Here is a 16,290-nt window from a genome sequence, read left to right as displayed (position 1 = left end):
TGTGGGAGATCATGTCCGTATCTTCGTATTTCCTGATCACCTTTTATGATGAAAAACAGGAGGTCAGGAAAGCCGGTTATCTCTATTTGATCGCCACTCACACCGGGACATTTTGCCTGTGGGTCATGTTCCTTCTGATGGCACAACAGGCCGGGTCCATGAATTTTGACCAGATGGCCCTGGCGGCATTTCCTCTACCGTTGGCCGGAGGGCTTTTTGTTTTGGCAATGGCAGGGTTCGGTGTTAAAGCGGGATTCATTCCTTTGCACATCTGGCTGCCCCATGCCCATCCCGCCGCCCCCAGCCACATCTCCGCGGTTTTGTCCGGTGTCATGATCAAGATGGGGATCTACGGATTGATGAGGGTCATTCTGATCATCAAGGATTTTCCTGAATGGTGCGCGGCCCTGTTGCTGGCCGTCGGCATGATCTCGGGAGTGGGGGGTGTTCTCTACGCGCTGGGCCAGCATGAGATCAAGAAATTGCTGGCCTATCACAGCATTGAAAATATCGGCATCATCGCCCTGGGCATGGGGATCGGCCTGTGGGGCCAGATCAGCCATAAAGAATCGGTGGCCTTGATCGGATATGCCGGCGCGCTTCTGCATGTTTTTAATCATGCCATGTTCAAAGGACTTTTATTTTTGAGCGCCGGATCGGTCATTCGCGCGGCTCATACGGGCCAGATCGACCGTATGGGAGGGCTTTTGAGGCCCCTTCCCTGGACAGGACATTTGTTTTTGATCGGCTCTTTGGCGATCTGCGGTTTGCCGCTTTTTAACGGTTTTATCAGCGAATGGCTCGTTTACCGGGCCTTGTTTGAGGGGATGTTCCATTTTAAGATCAATGCCCTTGTTTTTAGCGGCATGGCCATTATTTCGCTGGCCTTGATCGGCGGTTTGGCCGCGGCGTGTTTTGCCAAGGCCTTTGGGACGATCTTTTTAGGCAACAACCGTTCGGTCACCGTGCCTGTTGGGGAAAGCCCCTGGTTGATGCGTGTTCCCATGGCCGTATTGGGAGGCCTCTGTCTGTGGATCGGGCTTTTTCCCGGCACCATGGTTTCTTTTTCTTTGGGAGCGGCGGCCATGATCTCTGGCGTCAAGACCACGGTCCTATCCGAGCAAACGATCCTCGATCCGATCGTGACGGTGATCCTGGTTTTACTGATTTTGATCGGAACAATGGCTGTCCTGGCTTTGCTGAAAATGACGTCCATGAAGTTTCTGTCCGTTGAAACAGCCCCGACATGGGCTTGCGGGTATTCAACCCCAAGCCCCCGCATGCAATACACGGCCTCATCGTTCGCGCAGCCCATTTTACAGATCTTCCGCAATGTTTCGGGTGCTGAATTTTCCGAGAATTTTATTTTTCGTCCTGTTTTTCAATTCATCAAAGCGCTGTCCGCGAAATTAAAGATCATACAAAACGGCTATACGCAATGGTATTTGTTGTATATTTTTGTTTTCCTTCTGATCCTGTTGATCTGGAAGATGGTTTAGAAAGACGGAGTATCAAATGGGCATGCAGATATTGTCACACATCGGGATTGTCATGATCTTCTCGCCCTTGCTGCTGGGGATCATCGGCAAGACAAAGGCCTTTTTCGCGGGACGCCGGGGAGCGCCTTTATTGCAGCCCTATTATGATATCGGGAAATTGTTCCGAAAGGGGAATGTTTACAGCACGACGACAACATGGATCTTTCAGGCCGCGCCGGTCGTGGCCATGGCCGCGGTCCTGGTTTCATCTGTTTTGATCCCCTTAGGCGGCTTAAAAGCGCCGATGTCCTTTTGGGGGGACGTTGTCCTTTTCGCGTATCTGTATGCTTTGGCCAGGTTTTTTACCATCCTGGCCGCCCTGGACACGGGTTCAAGTTTTGAAGGGATGGGGGCGAGTCGCGAAGCGGCTTTTTCGTGTTTGACCGAAGTCGTCCTGTTTTTAAATCTGATGATCCTCGCCCTGATATCTAAAAGTTTTGTCTTGTCGCAGATGATCGAGGGGGGCGCGTTGGTGGGTCCGGCGCTCTTTTTGGCGGGGACGAGTTATTTTCTGGTCCTGCTGGCGGAAAACGCGCGCATCCCCGTGGATGACCCGGCAACGCATTTGGAGTTGACCATGGTCCATGAAGTGATGGTGTTGGACCACAGCGGATGGGACCTTGCTTATATCTTATACGGCAGCGCGGTCAAATTGTTTGTTTTGGGAGGTCTTTTGGTCGGTATTTTCATCCCGTCTGATGGCTTATCCCCTCTGACGCAAACAGCAATGTTTTTGGGGGGAATGGTCTTGTTGGCGCTGGTCATAGGGGTCGTGGAATCCTGTATGGCGCGCCTGCGGTTAAACCGGGTGCCGCAGCTTTTGGTCGGGGCTTTTGTTTTGGCTTTAGTCGGGTTACTAGTCGTTTTGATGAAAGGAGTGTAATGCTGTGTTGTTAGAGCTGGCTTTAATTGCCATTGTTTTTTTAGGGATCGTGATCTTAGGCAGCAGCCGTCTACGAACGATCATCCATCTTTTTGCGTTACAGTCCTTTATTTTAAGCGCAACGCCTCTGTTGATCTATCCCGGGGTCCACGCCCTCGTTATGATGACGGCTGTGTTGATCTTAAAGGTCTTGGTGATGCCGGTGTTCCTGTTTTGGGCCATACGGCATGTGTCCATCCGCCGGGAAGCCAAGCCCCTGATCGGTTATGGAAAGACGCTGGTATTTGGAGGGCTTTTAGTAGGAGCGGCCTTTTTTCTTTCTTCCAAACTGGAGGTCCCGTTCAGGGAAGTGTCAAATTTGCTTGTCCCGGCGTCTTTTTCCGTCATCATGATCGGATTTTTATTATTGGTGAGCCGTTTGAAAGCCATCACGCAGGTGATCGGCTATCTGGTCATGGAAAACGGCATTTTTCTTTTTGCCCTTTTACTGCTGGACAGGACACCGTTATTGGTGGAGATGGGGATATTTTTGGATATTTTTGTGGCCGTTCTGGTGATGGGGATCGTGATCAACCACATCAATGAAGAGTACGACGATACCAATACATTGCATTTGACAACCCTTAGGGATTAAAACAATGCTGCTTTTTTTAATTCTTTTACCGATCCTTGGAGCGGCCGTCGCTTTTCTTCTATCAAATGGCCGGCCAAGAAAGATCGTGCTCGCGGGGACATCTTTCATTCATCTGATCGGCGTGGTCAGTATTTGGAAATTTTCACCGGCGGCCTGGTTCCATGGATTCCTGGGGATGGACGTTTTAGGCCGGCTGATCTTAACGGTTGTCAGCATCCTGTTCGCGGCAGTGTCTTTTTATTTGTGGGGCTATCTCAAAGAGGAGGAAGAGCGTTCCAACAGGGTTTTTGTGACCAGTTTGCTGCTGTTCCTCTCGGCCATGACCCTGGTGACCATGGCCCGGCATATGGGCCTGTTGTGGATCGCCATTGAAGCCACAACGCTTTTCAGCGCCCCGCTCATCAATTTCACCCGCAGTCCCCAAAGTGTCGAGGCCATGTGGAAATATTTATTGATCTGCTCCGTGGGGATCGCCATGGCCCTTCTGGGAACATTGTTTTTGGCGGTTTCCGCCGCGGGTACCGGAACTGTTTTATTGGACGTGCTTTTGGACCATGCCACCTTGTTTTCGGTCCCCTGGTTAAAGTTGAGCGTTATTTTTCTTTTTGTGGGGTATGGCACCAAGATGGGGCTGGCACCGATGCACACATGGCTTCCTGACGCGCATAGCGAAGCGCCGTCTCCCGTTTCGGCGCTGTTATCGGGGGTCTTGTTGAATTGCGCTTTCCTGGGCATTTTGAGGGTCTTTCAAATTTGCGCGGCCGCCGGTCAAACCGCTTTTGCCCAGGATCTATTGCTGGTCATGGGTTTGTTGTCGCTGGCTGTCGCGTCCATTTTTGTCATCGGGCAGACGGATTACAAACGGATGTTCGCTTATTCGAGCGTTGAGAACATGGGCATTTTAGCCATCGGGATCGGGTTGGGGGGCGTTGGCTTATACGGCAGTTTGTTCCACGCGGTCAATAATGCTTTTGCCAAAGGCATGGTTTTTTTGGTGACCGGGAACCTTTACCGGATCTATCAAAGCAAAAAAGTCAATGATGTTAAAGGACTGCTGGCCGGTCATCCGGTCACAGGAATATTTTTGGCGATGGGATTTCTGGCCGTCACAGGGATCCCGCCATTCGGGACATTTTACAGTGAATTGATGATCCTCAACGCGGCCATCCGGTCCGGACATTTTTGGGTGGCTTTCTTCTATGTATTATTTCTGGCCCTGATCTTCATCGGGATCGCGGGCAGTGTCCTGAAAATGTTGCGCGGGGATACCGGAGAACAGGCAGGGGGTCCCCAAGCGAAAAAAGAAGATATCGGATCGATCATACCGATCCTGCTCTTAGGGTTGATCGTTTTGATGTTAGGTTTGTATATGCCTTCTTTTTTAGACAACGCTTTAAAAGGATCCAGCACGCTTTTGGGAGGCGGGTAAGGTGGAACAACAGGAATTTTACGTGCGCAACGGACAAAGCTGGGGATCGGATTCGGTCCCCGTGCTGGAGGAAGGCCCATTCCGCCAAAGAATTTTAGAGGGCTGTTCCCGCGGGGCCCGGCTCGTTGACCTGTTCGGCCGCCTGGAAAACGGGAATATCAGGGTCTTTGCGATGTTAGGCATGGACCAGGACGGAAAAATATCGGTCTTTTCCATGCGGGTCCCGTCCGCCAAGTCCTGTTTCAGGTCCCTGACCCCTGAACTTCCCCAGGCGCATTTGTTTGAGCGGGAAATGGCGGAGCAGTTTGCTTTAACGCCGCTGGGGCATCCCTGGCTTAAACCGGTGCGGTATCATGCCGATCATCGCGACGGGGACTATCCTTTTTATCAGGCACAGGGAGAAGAAGCCCACGAGGTCGCTGTCGGTCCTGTCCACGCGGGTATCATTGAGCCGGGGCATTTTCGTTTCCAATGTCATGGGGAAGAGATCTTGAATCTGGAGATCCGGCTGGGATATCAATACCGCGGCATCGAGACCTTGATGGAGGGGGCTTCGCCGGAAAAGGCAGTGCTTTTGGCGGAGTCCATCGCGGGGGACACGGTGATAGGGCACGCGACGGCTTATTGCAATGCCATTGAATCATTGATCGATCGCGAGATATCCCCCAGGGCCGGGGCCATCAGGGCCGTCGCCCTTGAATTGGAGCGGCTTTCCAACCATGTGGGGGACCTGGGCGCTTTAAGCACGGACATAGGATTTTTACCGGCCGCGGCGTATTTCGGCCGGCTGCGGGGGGAATTTTTGAATTTATTGATGGAATTGAGCGGCAACCGTTACGGGAGAAGTTTATGCCGGCCCGGCGGGGTTTTGTTTGACCTGGACCGCAAAATGGCGGCCGGTTTTCGCAGGCGCCTGCTCGTCGCCCGTAGAGATCTCAAAGAGATCAGCGATCTCTTTTTTACCCGTTCGTCCGTTCTCTCGCGTTTGGAAGGGACAGGGGTGATCTCAAACCGGACGGCCAAAGAACTGGGCCTTGTCGGCCCGACGGTCCGCGCCTGCGGATGCGGTTTGGATGTGCGCACGGATTATGCGTTCGGCATGTACCGGTTCCTGAACATCCCGATCTCCACCGTATTGTCCGGAGATGTTTATGCCAGGGCGTTCATCCGCTGGCTTGAATCACAAAGGTCCATTGATTTTCTTTTAGAGGTGCTAAACCAGGTCCCCGAGGGAGAGTTATACCTGAAAGCACCGTCCTTGAAACCGGACCAGATGGCCTTGTCCATGGTTGAGGGCTGGCGGGGAGAGATCGTGCATGTGGCGATGACGGACTCCCATTCCCGGATCGCGCGTTATAAGATCAAAGACCCTTCTTTTAATAATTGGGCCGGTCTTGAGATGGCTGTGCGCGGGGCCCAGATCTCTGATTTCCCGCTTTGCAATAAAAGTTTTAACCTGTCTTATGCCGGCCATGATCTTTAAGAGGAAATTAAAATTATGTGGGGAGTGATCATCAATCGATTCAAGCAGGGTTTCAGGACATTGTCTTATCCTAAGGAAACCCCTGTTTTTCCTCCACGATTTAGAGGAAGGCCGGTGACCAAGGCCGCGGTGGATATGGGAAAACTGTTGTTCAATGAGGATGTTAAGGCGGATTTTTCGCCAGGGGCCTTTACGTATTCCTGTGATCACCGCATGGCTGTTTCAAGGAAGGAAGACCTCATTTTGCAAGGGGACGCCATTCAATTGGCCGCCGCGCTCAATGAAAAAATGAAACGGGTTTTCGGCCGTTCGTTAAAATTAAGGGCAGTGTGCGCGGGCAGCTGCGGCGGTTGTGACGCGGAAATTCAGGCGATGAACAATGTGGTGTTTGACCTGTCCCGTTTCGGCATCCAATTTGTCGCTTCCCCACGGCACGCGGACGGCCTGATGATCACGGGACCGGTGACCAAGAACATGGAATGGGCCCTAAAACAAACTTACGAAGCCGTGCCTCATCCGAAAATTGTCATCGCTGTCGGGGCATGCGCCTTGAGCGGCGGCCCCTTTCAAGGGGGAAGGGAAGTTCACAATGGCGTTGACGGCTTGGTTCCCGTGGATCTGTATATTCCCGGATGTCCGCCGCACCCGTTGACGATCCTGGACGGGTTGCTCCGATTGCTGGGCAGGTTGGAAGAAAGAAAAAATACGTAATTAAAGTGATCTTAGAAACGGTGATCATCATGAAGGGTAGAGAAAGCGGCATGCCGCCAAAAGAGATGTGGGAAGGGTTTTTCAATCTTACGGAAACACTCGCCGTTATGGGGCTGGACGATAAGGTTGTTGATGCGGTAGAGTTTGGATGCGGTTATGGTACGTTTACTATTCCTGCGGCGAAGATTATACAGGGAACAATTTATGCCCTTGATATTGAGGAGGGGATGATTTCTGCCACGAAAAAAGAAGCAGAAAAGGAAGGATTGAAGAACGTTAATACCGTTCTTTGCGATTTTGTTGCAGAAGGTATTGGGCTGGAGACCGAAAGCGTTGATTATGTCATGTTGTTTAATATCCTTCACATTGATGATCCTGAAATCATGCTCCGGGAGGCGTGGAGAATTCTCAAGCCTGCCGGAAAACTCGGCATCATCCACTGGAACTGTGATCCCTCTACACCCAGAGGGCCCTCAATGGACATAAGGCCAAAGCCCCAACAATGCATTCAGTGGGCGGAAAAGACTGGGTTTAACCGTCCGCAGCAGCACGATTTGAAACCATACCATTACGGAATTGTTATGAGAAAGGAACTTTTGAAATGAAAATAGGAGTGATCATTTCAAGTAACGACGCTGAAACGTGCTGGAATGCGCTTCGGTATGCGAATTTTTGTCTAGGGCAGAAAGACGTAGTGAAGGTGTTCTTCATGGGAAAAGGCGTCGAATATCAAAGGGTCAGCACGGATAAATTTAATACTGTTGAACAGGCGGATCAATTTCTCAAGGCAGGCGGCAAAGTTTATGCCTGCGGTACATGTATTAAATCCAGGGCACAGGAAGGGTCAGAGATGTGCCCTATATCGACGATGAAGGATATGTATGAGATCGTCAAGGAGAGCGATAAAGTTGTGACGTTTTAAAACACTCGCACAGGGAGGGGTTATATATGAATGATTTGGATAGATTGCGGACAATTTTGGCGAATGAACGAACATTACTCGCGTACATTCGTACAGCGCTGGCATTGCTGATTTTTGGCATGGCCGCAATCAAATTCTTTCCTGACACCCCGATCATTGCTTTTTTGGGCTGGATTTTTATGGCGTGGGGTCTCATTATTTTGATATGGGGAGTATTTCATTTTCGTAAAGTATCTAAGTTGATCCAAAAATAATAAAGGTACCGGCTTTTATCCCCAAATAAACGCCGGGCTTTAACAGAATTTGACAAGTAGTTAAAAAACAAACAGAAAGGGGTAGTATATGAAGAAAAGTATCGCGGTCATCACAACAGTTGTCATTTTAACAGTCACAGGGATGGCCTTTGCTCAAATGAATGACAAAGGTGAAGAAAAGACGGGGGACAAGGCCGCAATGATGGAGGGCAAGGACGGTATGAAGGGCAAAGGAATGATGAAGATGATGGGGATGATGCGTGAGATGCACAATAAAGTATCGGTAACGGCAACTTCCGATGGAGGCGCCCTTGTTGTGTCCGGCGGAAAACTGATCAAATACGACAATCAATTGAATGTGGTCAAAGAAGTTGATCTGCCCAAGTCTGAAATGGGCAGGATGGGGCAGGATACAAGCAAAGCTGAGACTGCCCCGGCCGCTGAAGTCGATCATGCGAGCCATCATTGATTTACACCTGCCCCATGCATCCGGAGATCAGACAGGACAAGCCCGGCGATTGTCCCAAGTGCGGCATGCATCTGGAACCGCTGGGTCCCGGCGAAAAAGAAAACGGGGAAGAAAAGCAGATCAGTTCCCTGTCCCGGAAATTCTGGATCGGCCTTGCCCTAACGATCCCGCTCGTGCTGTTGGTGTTAGGGGAGATGTTATTCACACCGCATCGTTTATCACCGTTCATACAATTGGCCTTAGCCACACCCGTGGTCTTATGGACGGGAGGGATGTTTTTTGTCAAAGGCTGGAAATCTCTGGTCAACAGAAGCCTCAACATGTTCACCCTCATCGCTCTGGGCGTCGGAGCGGCCTATGGCTATAGCATGGTGGCGACTTTATTTCCCCAGATCTTTCCTGGATCGTTAAAGAAGATGGGAAAGATCGATCTTTATTTTGAAGCCGCGGCGGTCATTACTGTTTTGATCATTTTAGGCCAATTGTTGGAAGCCAAAGCGCGCAGTCAAACCGGGTTGGCTATCAAGGCGCTCTTGGGGTTAGCCGCGAAGAATGCACATCGAATCCGAAATGGTATTGAAGAAGAGGTGGCTATTGATGCTGTTCAAAAAGGAGACATGTTGCGGGTCCGTCCCGGAGAAAAGATACCGTTGGACGGTGTTATTCTTGAAGGCAGAAGTTCTGTTGATGAATCCATGATCTCGGGTGAGCCGATGCCTGTTGAAAAGAATGCCGGCGATCGTGTCATCGGGGCAACCGTTAATCAAACAGGGACGTTTGTTATGAGAACGGAAAAAATAGGGGCAGAAACCCTACTTTCACAGATCGTCCATATGGTGGCCGAAGCCCAGCGAAGCCGGGCCCCCATTCAGAAATTGGCTGATACGATATCCGGTTACTTTGTTCCTGTTGTGGTGTTGATCTGTGTTGTGACGTTCATCATTTGGGCAAACTGGGGGCCGGAGCCGAAATTAGCGTACGCCATTGTGAATGCCATTGCAGTTTTAATTATTGCCTGCCCCTGCGCTTTGGGATTGGCCACACCCATGTCCATTATGGTGGGTGTCGGCCGCGGTGCCCAGGCAGGTGTTCTCATTAAAAACGCTGAAGCCATTGAAAAGGCCGAAAAGATCACGCATGTTCTGACGGATAAAACAGGGACGCTCACAGAAGGAAAACCAAAGGTCACGGCTTGTGTTCCAGGTCAGGGTTGGGATGAACAGCGGCTGATGGGTGTGGCCGCTTCTGTTGAACAGAGCAGTGAACACCCTCTGGCGAGGGCCATTATTGATCACGCGAAAGCAAAAAATGTCCGGATAGGATCTGTTGAGGATTTTGAATCGGTCACCGGAGGCGGGATCAAGGGCAAGCTCAATGGACAAGGGATTATTTTAGGAAAACAAAAATTCATTGAAGACCAAAAGATCGATATTCCCGAAGATCTAAAAAATAAGTCCGTAGAATTACAAGCCAAAGCACAGACCGTTGTTTGGGTGGCGGTGGAGCAAAAGGTCGCCGGTATCCTTGGAATATCCGATCCCATTAAGAAAACAACTCCCGAGGCCATTGAAGCCCTTCATAAGATGAGGATCAAGGTGGTCATGCTCACAGGGGACAATCAACAAACCGCTCAAGTGATCGCCAAAGAATTGAACATTGATGATGTCCGCTCCGAATTGGAACCAAAGAGCAAACAGGAAATCATCAAACAATTCAAAGCCCAGGGGGCTGTTGTCATGATGGCGGGGGACGGTATCAATGATGCGCCGGCTTTAGCGCAGGCGGATGTAGGAGTGGCCATGGGGACCGGAACGGATGTGGCTATTGAAAGCGCGGGGATCACCCTGGTCAAGGGGGACCTCACCGGCATTGTCAAAGCCCTGCGATTAAGCCGGGCGGTGATGAAAAATATCCGGCAGAACTTATTTTTCGCGTTCATTTATAATGTGCTGGGGATCCCGGTGGCCGCGGGGATCCTATACCCGGTGTTCGGGATCTTATTAAGCCCCATCATCGCCGGGGCGGCCATGAGTTTCAGTTCGGTCTCGGTCATAGGAAATGCTTTGAGATTGGGAAAAATCCGGTGTTGACCCAGCTCCCTTTATTGTCGTTCCTGGCCTTCGGTATCACATATCCCTTGTTCCTCTGGTTAAGCGTCCAGGATCCCATTAAGAATAATTTTCACCGTTTCCACCTCGGCTGTCCGACGGTCATCGCCGGATTTTCGGTCATCTGGCTTTTCTTTTTGCCTGTTGAACAGAGCTTGAAGAACATGGCCCTGCTTTGGCTGGCAGCGGCATTGGCCGTGAATGCTTTATTCTGGAACAAAGAAAAAGTGCATCTTTTGACCGTAACGCTTTTGTCTTTATGGGGGATGAAACTCTTCGCCGTTGTCTTTGCGGCGCTTGTCCGTCCGGACGCGGTGCAAACAGCGATCAGTATTTTTGCCGGGTCCATCGTGGCCGGCGCTTTTTATGCCATGAACCTCGGGCATTTTTATCTGAACGTCCACGGGTTAAAGACAGACCACCTTAAGAAAGCTGTCGCGGCCTTGGCAGTCCTTCTGGCATTGCGATTGGCAGGAAACGCGTATTATCTGGCCGTTGGAAAGGTGATGCACAGCGGGGAAATGAGGGCCGCGTGGACCTTTATCAATTCCATTGATGGTTTTTTATTATGGGTGGCGGTCTTTTTCGGGACGGTATTCCCGCTGGCGGGGTCTTATTTTGCTTTCGGCACGTTGAAATTAAAGAACACCCAGGCCACGACGGGGATCCTGTACGCGCTGTTAAGCGCCATTCTGCTGGGGGATTTGGCGTATAAATATTACCTGTTAAGATTCGGCATTCCTCTTTAGTTCTTATGCCCACCATTTCCAGATTCTGCGGCCATTGCAAAAAATACACCGTCAGCGAGGTCCATGTTGACAATACCCCTTTGACCTGCCTGCATTGCCAAAAAGAATGGGGGAGGGTGGAAAAAGTAGAGATAGTCTTTGAACGCTGTCCTGTGTGCGCCTGCCGGCAATTCTATACGGACAAGGATTTCAACCAGGTCATTGGTTTTATCATTATGGGTGTCGGCATCGTCCTGGTGCCCTGGACATACGGTTTGAGCCTGCCTGTTTTCGCCCTGGCGGACTGGCTGCTCTACCATAAAGTACCCCGATTGGCCGCTTGCTACCGCTGCGGGAGCGAATTCCGCGATTTTCCGATCCCCGATGGCCTTAAGCCGTTCATCCACGCCATCGGACTCAAATACGATAAATACCGGTAGTGGTTCAAATTTGCCACTCCCGTCTTGACAACCCAAAGCCGTTGATGTAATCTGAATCGTTTTTATCGTTTGCATTATAAATCTTATATAACAAAGGGGTTTCTATGGATCGTCAGTACAGGATTTTGTTGACCGTTTTAGGCCTGACCATCGGACTTTCGGGCTATGCCGCCGCCGGGTCTGTAACCGGGACCATCAAATATGACGGCGCTGTGCCTAATTTTAAAGAGATCAAAATGGACGCGGACCCCATGTGCATGGCCCTGCACAAGGAAGCGGTTTATCCGCAGACCCTGGTCTTAGGCGATGGCCAGACCATGGGCAATGTGTTTGTCTATGTTAAAAATGCTCCCGCGGGTAATTACACCGCCCCGGTCGATCCCGTGGTCATTGACCAGAAAGGGTGCAATTACGACCCCCATGTGGTGGGTGTCATGGTCAACCAGCCGGTCAAGATCCTCAATCCCGATGGTACGCTGCACAATGTCCATGCCATCACCAAGGTCAACCAGGAATTCAACATGGCCATGCCCAAATTCCGCACGGAAGTCATCAAAACATTTGACAAGCCGGAATTCATGTTCGTCATGAAATGCGACGTGCATCCCTGGATGATCGCGTGGGTTAGTGTCCTGCCAAACCCGTTTTTTGCCGTGACCAAGGCGGATGGCAAATTTGAGATCAAAGACCTGCCTGCCGGCACCTATGAGATCAATGCCTGGCACGAAAAATTGGGGACAAAAACAGCAACGGTCACTGTCACGGACGGGGCCACGGCCGCGTCTGATTTCACGTTCTCTTCGCCGACGAAAAGTTAAGGAGTATCATGCCGTTCTGGCGCAAATACATTTTTTCCACCGACCACAAGATCATCGGCCTGCAGTACGGCATCACCGGTTTCATATTCCTGCTCTTGGGATTCATGATGATACTCCTGATGCGCTGGCAGCTGGCCTATCCGGAACAGCCCCTGCCCGTCATTGGAACGTGGTTCGGGGAGGATTTCATGCCCGGCGGCATCATGACGCCCGATTTCTACAATCAGTTGGGCGCCATGCACGGGACCATTATGGTGTTTTTGGGTATTGTGCCGCTGGTCTTCGCCGCGTTCGGCAATTACCTCGTGCCCCTGCAGATAGGCGCACCGGACATGGCATTCCCGAAGTTGAACATGGTCAGTTATGATCTGTATTTCATCGGCGGGGTATTGATGCTCTGCGGTTTCTTTGTCCCCGGAGGCGCGGCCAGTTCCGGATGGACGTCGTATCCACCGCTGGCGGACATCGCGCCCATAGGCCAGACGGTGTGGCTGATCGGGATGGTTTTTCTTATCAACTCGTCTTTACTGGCTGCCATCAATTTTATCGCCACTATTTTTCAGTTACGCGCCCCGGGGATGACATGGATGCGCCTGCCGTTTTTTGTCTGGGCGCAATTGGTCACGGGCTTCCTGCTGTTGCTGGCGTTCCCACCGCTGGAAGGGGCCAGCATCCTGCAATTGCTTGACAGGGTGGCCGGTACCAGTTTCTTTTTGCCATCAGGCCTCTTCGTCAGCGGCCAGCCCATGAACGTGGCCGGAGGAGGCAGCGTGTTGTTGTGGCAGCATTTGTTTTGGTTCCTGGGCCATCCGGAAGTGTACGTGCTCATCCTGCCGGCCATGGGCATCGTCACCGAGATCATCGCCAACAATATCCGCAAGCCCATCTGGGGCTATAAGACCATGGTCTACTCGATCGTCGTGCTGGGCTTTTTGTCGTTCATCGTCTGGGCCCATCACATGTACTTGACCAACATGGGTCCAGCCATCAGCGTGTTCTTCCAGGCCACCACCATGATCATTTCCATCCCATCGGTGGTCATTTTGACGGCACTGTTCATCTCGCTGTGGGGTGCGTCCATACGGTTTAACACCGCCATGCTCTTCGCCCTGGCGTTTCTGCCGATGTTCGGCATCGGCGGCCTTACAGGTCTGCCGTTGGGCCTTTCCGCCGCGGACATCCACCTGCACGATACCTATTACGTCATAGGCCATTTCCATTACGTGGTAGCGCCGGGGACAATTTTTGCGTTGTTTGCCGGCATCTACTACTGGTTCCCAAAAATAACGGGCCGTAAAATGAATGAGGTCCTGGGTCATTTGCATTTTTGGCCTTCTTTTGTTTGTATGAATTTTATTTTTTTCCCCATGCTGATCCAGGGCCTGGCCGGCATGTCGCGGCGTTTATATGACGGGGGATCCAGTTATGCCATCAATCAACCGGTCCTGCACTGGAATGTCGTTATCTCCATCGCGGCCTTTATCATGGGCGCGGTCCAGCTGGTGTTCATTTTTAATGTCATCTGGAGCATGTTCAGGGGCAAACGCATCCATGACGACAATCCCTGGAAAGCCACCACTCTTGAATGGGCCTGCCCGTCGCCGCCGGGACACGGGAATTTTCTGACACCTGTGGCCGCTTACCGCGGGCCTTATGAATACAGCGTGCCGGGTGCCGGCGAGGACTTCACCCCGCAATACCAGAAACAGGAGAAATAACTCATGGACGCCATTCCCTATACAGTCCACGAACGGCCTGACACGGGGCTTTTTAACGCCAAACTGGGCATATGGCTGTTCTTGAGCGCTGAGGTCATGCTGTTCGGGTCTTTGTTCTCGTCCTATGTCCTGCTGCGCATAGGGTCGCCGAACTGGCCGCAGGGGGCATCTCTGCTCAACATCCCCCTGGCCACGCTCAACACGGTCGTCCTTATTGCCTCCAGCGTGACGGTCGTTCTTGCCTGGGCATCATTGCGTATGAAGAACCTTCAGCGTTGCAAGCTTTATCTGGGGCTGACCATGCTGTGCGCGTTCATTTTTCTTATTGTCAAATATTTCGAGTATTCCGCAAAGTTCGCGCACGGGCTTTTTCCGGCCACGAACAATTTTTTGGGTATTTATTTTACCTTGACCGGCCTGCACGCCCTGCACGTGGCGGGGGGGATCGTTGTCATGTCCTATCTGATAGGTCCTGGGTCAAAAATGTGGCGGACCGATCCCGAACGCTTTACTAACCGTATCGAGGTGGCCGGTCTGTACTGGCACTTTGTGGACCTGGTCTGGATATTTCTGTTCCCGGTCCTGTATTTACTGTAATAGGAGAGTAGACACATGTTCGGACATACGCATGACATTCATAAGGAAATACGCGCCTATCTGCTGGTCTTCGGCGCTCTACTGCTGTTGACGGGCATCACGGTCGCTATCAACCGCCTGCATTTGCCGACCCATCTGGCCGTGACCCTGGCCCTCATGGTCGCCTGTGTCAAAGGGTTCCTGGTGGTCGGGTTTTTTATGCATTTGCTTTCCGAACGCCAATTGATATACAGTATTCTGGCCTTCACCGTATTTTTCTTTTTCAGCATGATGTTCCTGACCACGGGTAACCATTATAATTATCTGCTGGGAACAAGGGACCTTTCCTATGAATTAATGGCGCAGCAGGCTACCGGCGTGCCGGTGGAGGCGGGACATGGGCATTAAATTCATCCACCTGTGTTTCATTGGTATTTGTTTCGCGCTGTGTCTTTTGCTGGTCGTGTTGACCATGGTATCCCAACAACCCCAAACGCAGTTTTTGGGGATCTTGGCGGCCATCGGCGCCGTTTTGCTGGGGTGGTATGGCCTTAAATTTTATCGCCGATACAAGTCTTTATGAACACGTTCGCGCTTTTGTCAACCATCCTGTTGTGCACTGTGTGGGCCCCGTCCGTGCGCGCCTGCGCCGTTTGTTTCGGGGATCCAACGTCCCCGATGGCCAAGGGATTGAATTTTGGCATGCTGACATTGCTGGTGATCGTGATGTTCGTCCTGGGAGGATTCGGTTATTTTTTTCTGTCCCTGCGGCGCAGGTCCATGCTTGATCATTAAGGAAAACAAATATGTTTGGTCTTCCTGTAAACGCTTCCGCCCACGGTTATGAGATAGACGCGCTCATCATATACATGCACGCGTTCATGATCGTCCTGTCCGTCGGTTGGGGGCTGTTTTTTGTTTTTGTGCTGCTGCGCTTTAACTGCCGGGTCAACCCAAAAGCCGATTACGCGGGGTTTAAAAGCCAGGCCAACAGTTATGTGGAATTGGCCGTGGTCGTCATCGAGGTGATTTTCCTTGTCGGGTTCTCCATCCCCTTCTGGGCCAAACAGGTCAATGCTTTTCCTGACCGTCCCGACGCCATTGAAGTAAGGATCGTTGCCGAGCAATTCGCTTGGAACGTTCATTATCCCGGCAAGGACGGCGTGTTCGGCAGGACAAATCCCAAATTGGTGGACCAGCAGACCAATCCCATCGGCCTGGATTTGAGCGACCCGAACGCCCAGGACGATATCACGGCCATCAACCAATTGCACATGCCGGTGGGCAGGCCGCTCATCATCCATTTGTCCTCCAAGGACGTCATCCATTGTTTTACCCTGCCGGAAATGCGCGTCAAACAGGATGTGATCCCTGGCATGAGCATCAAGACATGGTTTACACCCACCAAAACCGGGGCCTGGGAGATCACCTGCGCCCAATTGTGCGGCATCGGCCATTACCGTATGAAGGGATTCTATACGGTCCATTCCGAGGCGGAGTATGACCAATGGCTGGCCCAACAACCGACTGCCGGAGGTTCTTCAAATTCCGGCGGCGACTCTTTTTGGAATTGATCCCT

At 51.5% G+C, this 16,290-nt stretch carries 20 protein-coding genes; all 20 read left to right on the top strand.

What is annotated here, in order from left to right; genetic code table 11:
- A partial coding sequence (locus Q7K71_01780; GenBank protein ID MDO8674831.1) for a proton-conducting transporter membrane subunit occupies positions 1 to 1,499 on the top strand: 1,499 nt, incomplete at its 5' end.
- A gap of 16 nt (positions 1,500 to 1,515) precedes the next feature.
- Complete coding sequence (locus Q7K71_01775; protein ID MDO8674830.1) at positions 1,516 to 2,421, top strand: NADH-quinone oxidoreductase subunit H; 906 nt, start codon at positions 1,516 to 1,518, stop codon at positions 2,419 to 2,421.
- Positions 2,422 to 2,425: 4 nt separating this feature from the next.
- Entirely contained in the window at positions 2,426 to 3,055 is a 630-nt protein-coding gene (locus Q7K71_01770; protein ID MDO8674829.1) for a hydrogenase, read from the top strand.
- A 4-nt stretch (positions 3,056 to 3,059) separates the two neighbouring features.
- Positions 3,060 to 4,484, top strand: a complete 1,425-nt coding sequence (locus tag Q7K71_01765; GenBank protein ID MDO8674828.1) for a proton-conducting transporter membrane subunit — start codon at positions 3,060 to 3,062, stop codon at positions 4,482 to 4,484.
- Position 4,485: 1 nt separating this feature from the next.
- On the top strand, positions 4,486 to 5,967 hold the full coding sequence (locus Q7K71_01760; protein ID MDO8674827.1) for a hydrogenase: 1,482 nt from the start codon (positions 4,486 to 4,488) through the stop codon (positions 5,965 to 5,967).
- Positions 5,968 to 5,982: 15 nt separating this feature from the next.
- Positions 5,983 to 6,678, top strand: a complete 696-nt coding sequence (nuoB, locus tag Q7K71_01755) for an NADH-quinone oxidoreductase subunit NuoB (GenBank protein ID MDO8674826.1) — start codon at positions 5,983 to 5,985, stop codon at positions 6,676 to 6,678.
- Between the two features lie 29 nt (positions 6,679 to 6,707).
- Positions 6,708 to 7,283, top strand: a complete 576-nt coding sequence (locus Q7K71_01750) for a class I SAM-dependent methyltransferase (protein MDO8674825.1) — start codon at positions 6,708 to 6,710, stop codon at positions 7,281 to 7,283.
- The gene (locus Q7K71_01745) at positions 7,280 to 7,600 is read left to right on the top strand and encodes a DsrE family protein (GenBank protein MDO8674824.1); all 321 of its coding nucleotides are present in this window, start codon (positions 7,280 to 7,282) and stop codon (positions 7,598 to 7,600) included. Before Q7K71_01750 ends, Q7K71_01745 begins: the two co-directional genes overlap by 4 nt.
- A gap of 26 nt (positions 7,601 to 7,626) precedes the next feature.
- The gene (locus Q7K71_01740; GenBank protein MDO8674823.1) at positions 7,627 to 7,854 is read left to right on the top strand and encodes a DUF202 domain-containing protein; all 228 of its coding nucleotides are present in this window, start codon (positions 7,627 to 7,629) and stop codon (positions 7,852 to 7,854) included.
- An 88-nt stretch (positions 7,855 to 7,942) separates the two neighbouring features.
- Positions 7,943 to 8,323, top strand: coding sequence for a hypothetical protein (locus Q7K71_01735; GenBank protein MDO8674822.1), 381 nt, complete (start codon positions 7,943 to 7,945; stop codon positions 8,321 to 8,323).
- Complete coding sequence (locus Q7K71_01730; protein ID MDO8674821.1) at positions 8,320 to 10,413, top strand: copper-translocating P-type ATPase; 2,094 nt, start codon at positions 8,320 to 8,322, stop codon at positions 10,411 to 10,413. The genes Q7K71_01735 and Q7K71_01730 overlap by 4 nt, the downstream gene beginning before the upstream one ends.
- Positions 10,407 to 11,180 (top strand): hypothetical protein, encoded by a 774-nt coding sequence (locus Q7K71_01725; protein MDO8674820.1) that lies wholly within the window; start codon positions 10,407 to 10,409, stop codon positions 11,178 to 11,180. Before Q7K71_01730 ends, Q7K71_01725 begins: the two co-directional genes overlap by 7 nt.
- A 5-nt stretch (positions 11,181 to 11,185) precedes the next feature.
- A complete protein-coding gene (locus Q7K71_01720; GenBank protein ID MDO8674819.1) occupies positions 11,186 to 11,599 on the top strand; it encodes a hypothetical protein in 414 nt (137 codons plus the stop codon).
- A 104-nt stretch (positions 11,600 to 11,703) separates the two neighbouring features.
- Positions 11,704 to 12,417 carry a carboxypeptidase regulatory-like domain-containing protein gene (locus Q7K71_01715; GenBank protein ID MDO8674818.1) on the top strand — a complete coding sequence of 238 codons (714 nt, stop codon included), beginning with the start codon at positions 11,704 to 11,706 and terminating at the stop codon, positions 12,415 to 12,417.
- An 8-nt stretch (positions 12,418 to 12,425) separates the two neighbouring features.
- A complete protein-coding gene (locus Q7K71_01710) occupies positions 12,426 to 14,135 on the top strand; it encodes a cbb3-type cytochrome c oxidase subunit I (GenBank protein ID MDO8674817.1) in 1,710 nt (569 codons plus the stop codon).
- A gap of 3 nt (positions 14,136 to 14,138) precedes the next feature.
- Complete coding sequence (locus Q7K71_01705) at positions 14,139 to 14,732, top strand: cytochrome c oxidase subunit 3 (GenBank protein MDO8674816.1); 594 nt, start codon at positions 14,139 to 14,141, stop codon at positions 14,730 to 14,732.
- A 15-nt stretch (positions 14,733 to 14,747) separates the two neighbouring features.
- A complete protein-coding gene (locus tag Q7K71_01700; GenBank protein ID MDO8674815.1) occupies positions 14,748 to 15,119 on the top strand; it encodes a cytochrome C oxidase subunit IV family protein in 372 nt (123 codons plus the stop codon).
- Positions 15,109 to 15,294, top strand: coding sequence for a hypothetical protein (locus tag Q7K71_01695; protein MDO8674814.1), 186 nt, complete (start codon positions 15,109 to 15,111; stop codon positions 15,292 to 15,294). Before Q7K71_01700 ends, Q7K71_01695 begins: the two co-directional genes overlap by 11 nt.
- Complete coding sequence (locus Q7K71_01690) at positions 15,291 to 15,506, top strand: hypothetical protein (protein MDO8674813.1); 216 nt, start codon at positions 15,291 to 15,293, stop codon at positions 15,504 to 15,506. Before Q7K71_01695 ends, Q7K71_01690 begins: the two co-directional genes overlap by 4 nt.
- 11 nt (positions 15,507 to 15,517) lie before the next feature.
- On the top strand, positions 15,518 to 16,285 hold the full coding sequence (locus Q7K71_01685) for a hypothetical protein (protein ID MDO8674812.1): 768 nt from the start codon (positions 15,518 to 15,520) through the stop codon (positions 16,283 to 16,285).
- The last annotated feature ends 5 nt before the right edge of the window (positions 16,286 to 16,290 follow it).

The organism is Candidatus Omnitrophota bacterium (assembly GCA_030650275.1).
GTDB lineage: Bacteria > Omnitrophota > Gorgyraeia > Zapsychrales > Fredricksoniimonadaceae > JACPXN01.
The sequence above is the reverse complement of the archived record's forward strand: the minus strand, read 5'-3'. Positions and strand labels throughout refer to the sequence as shown.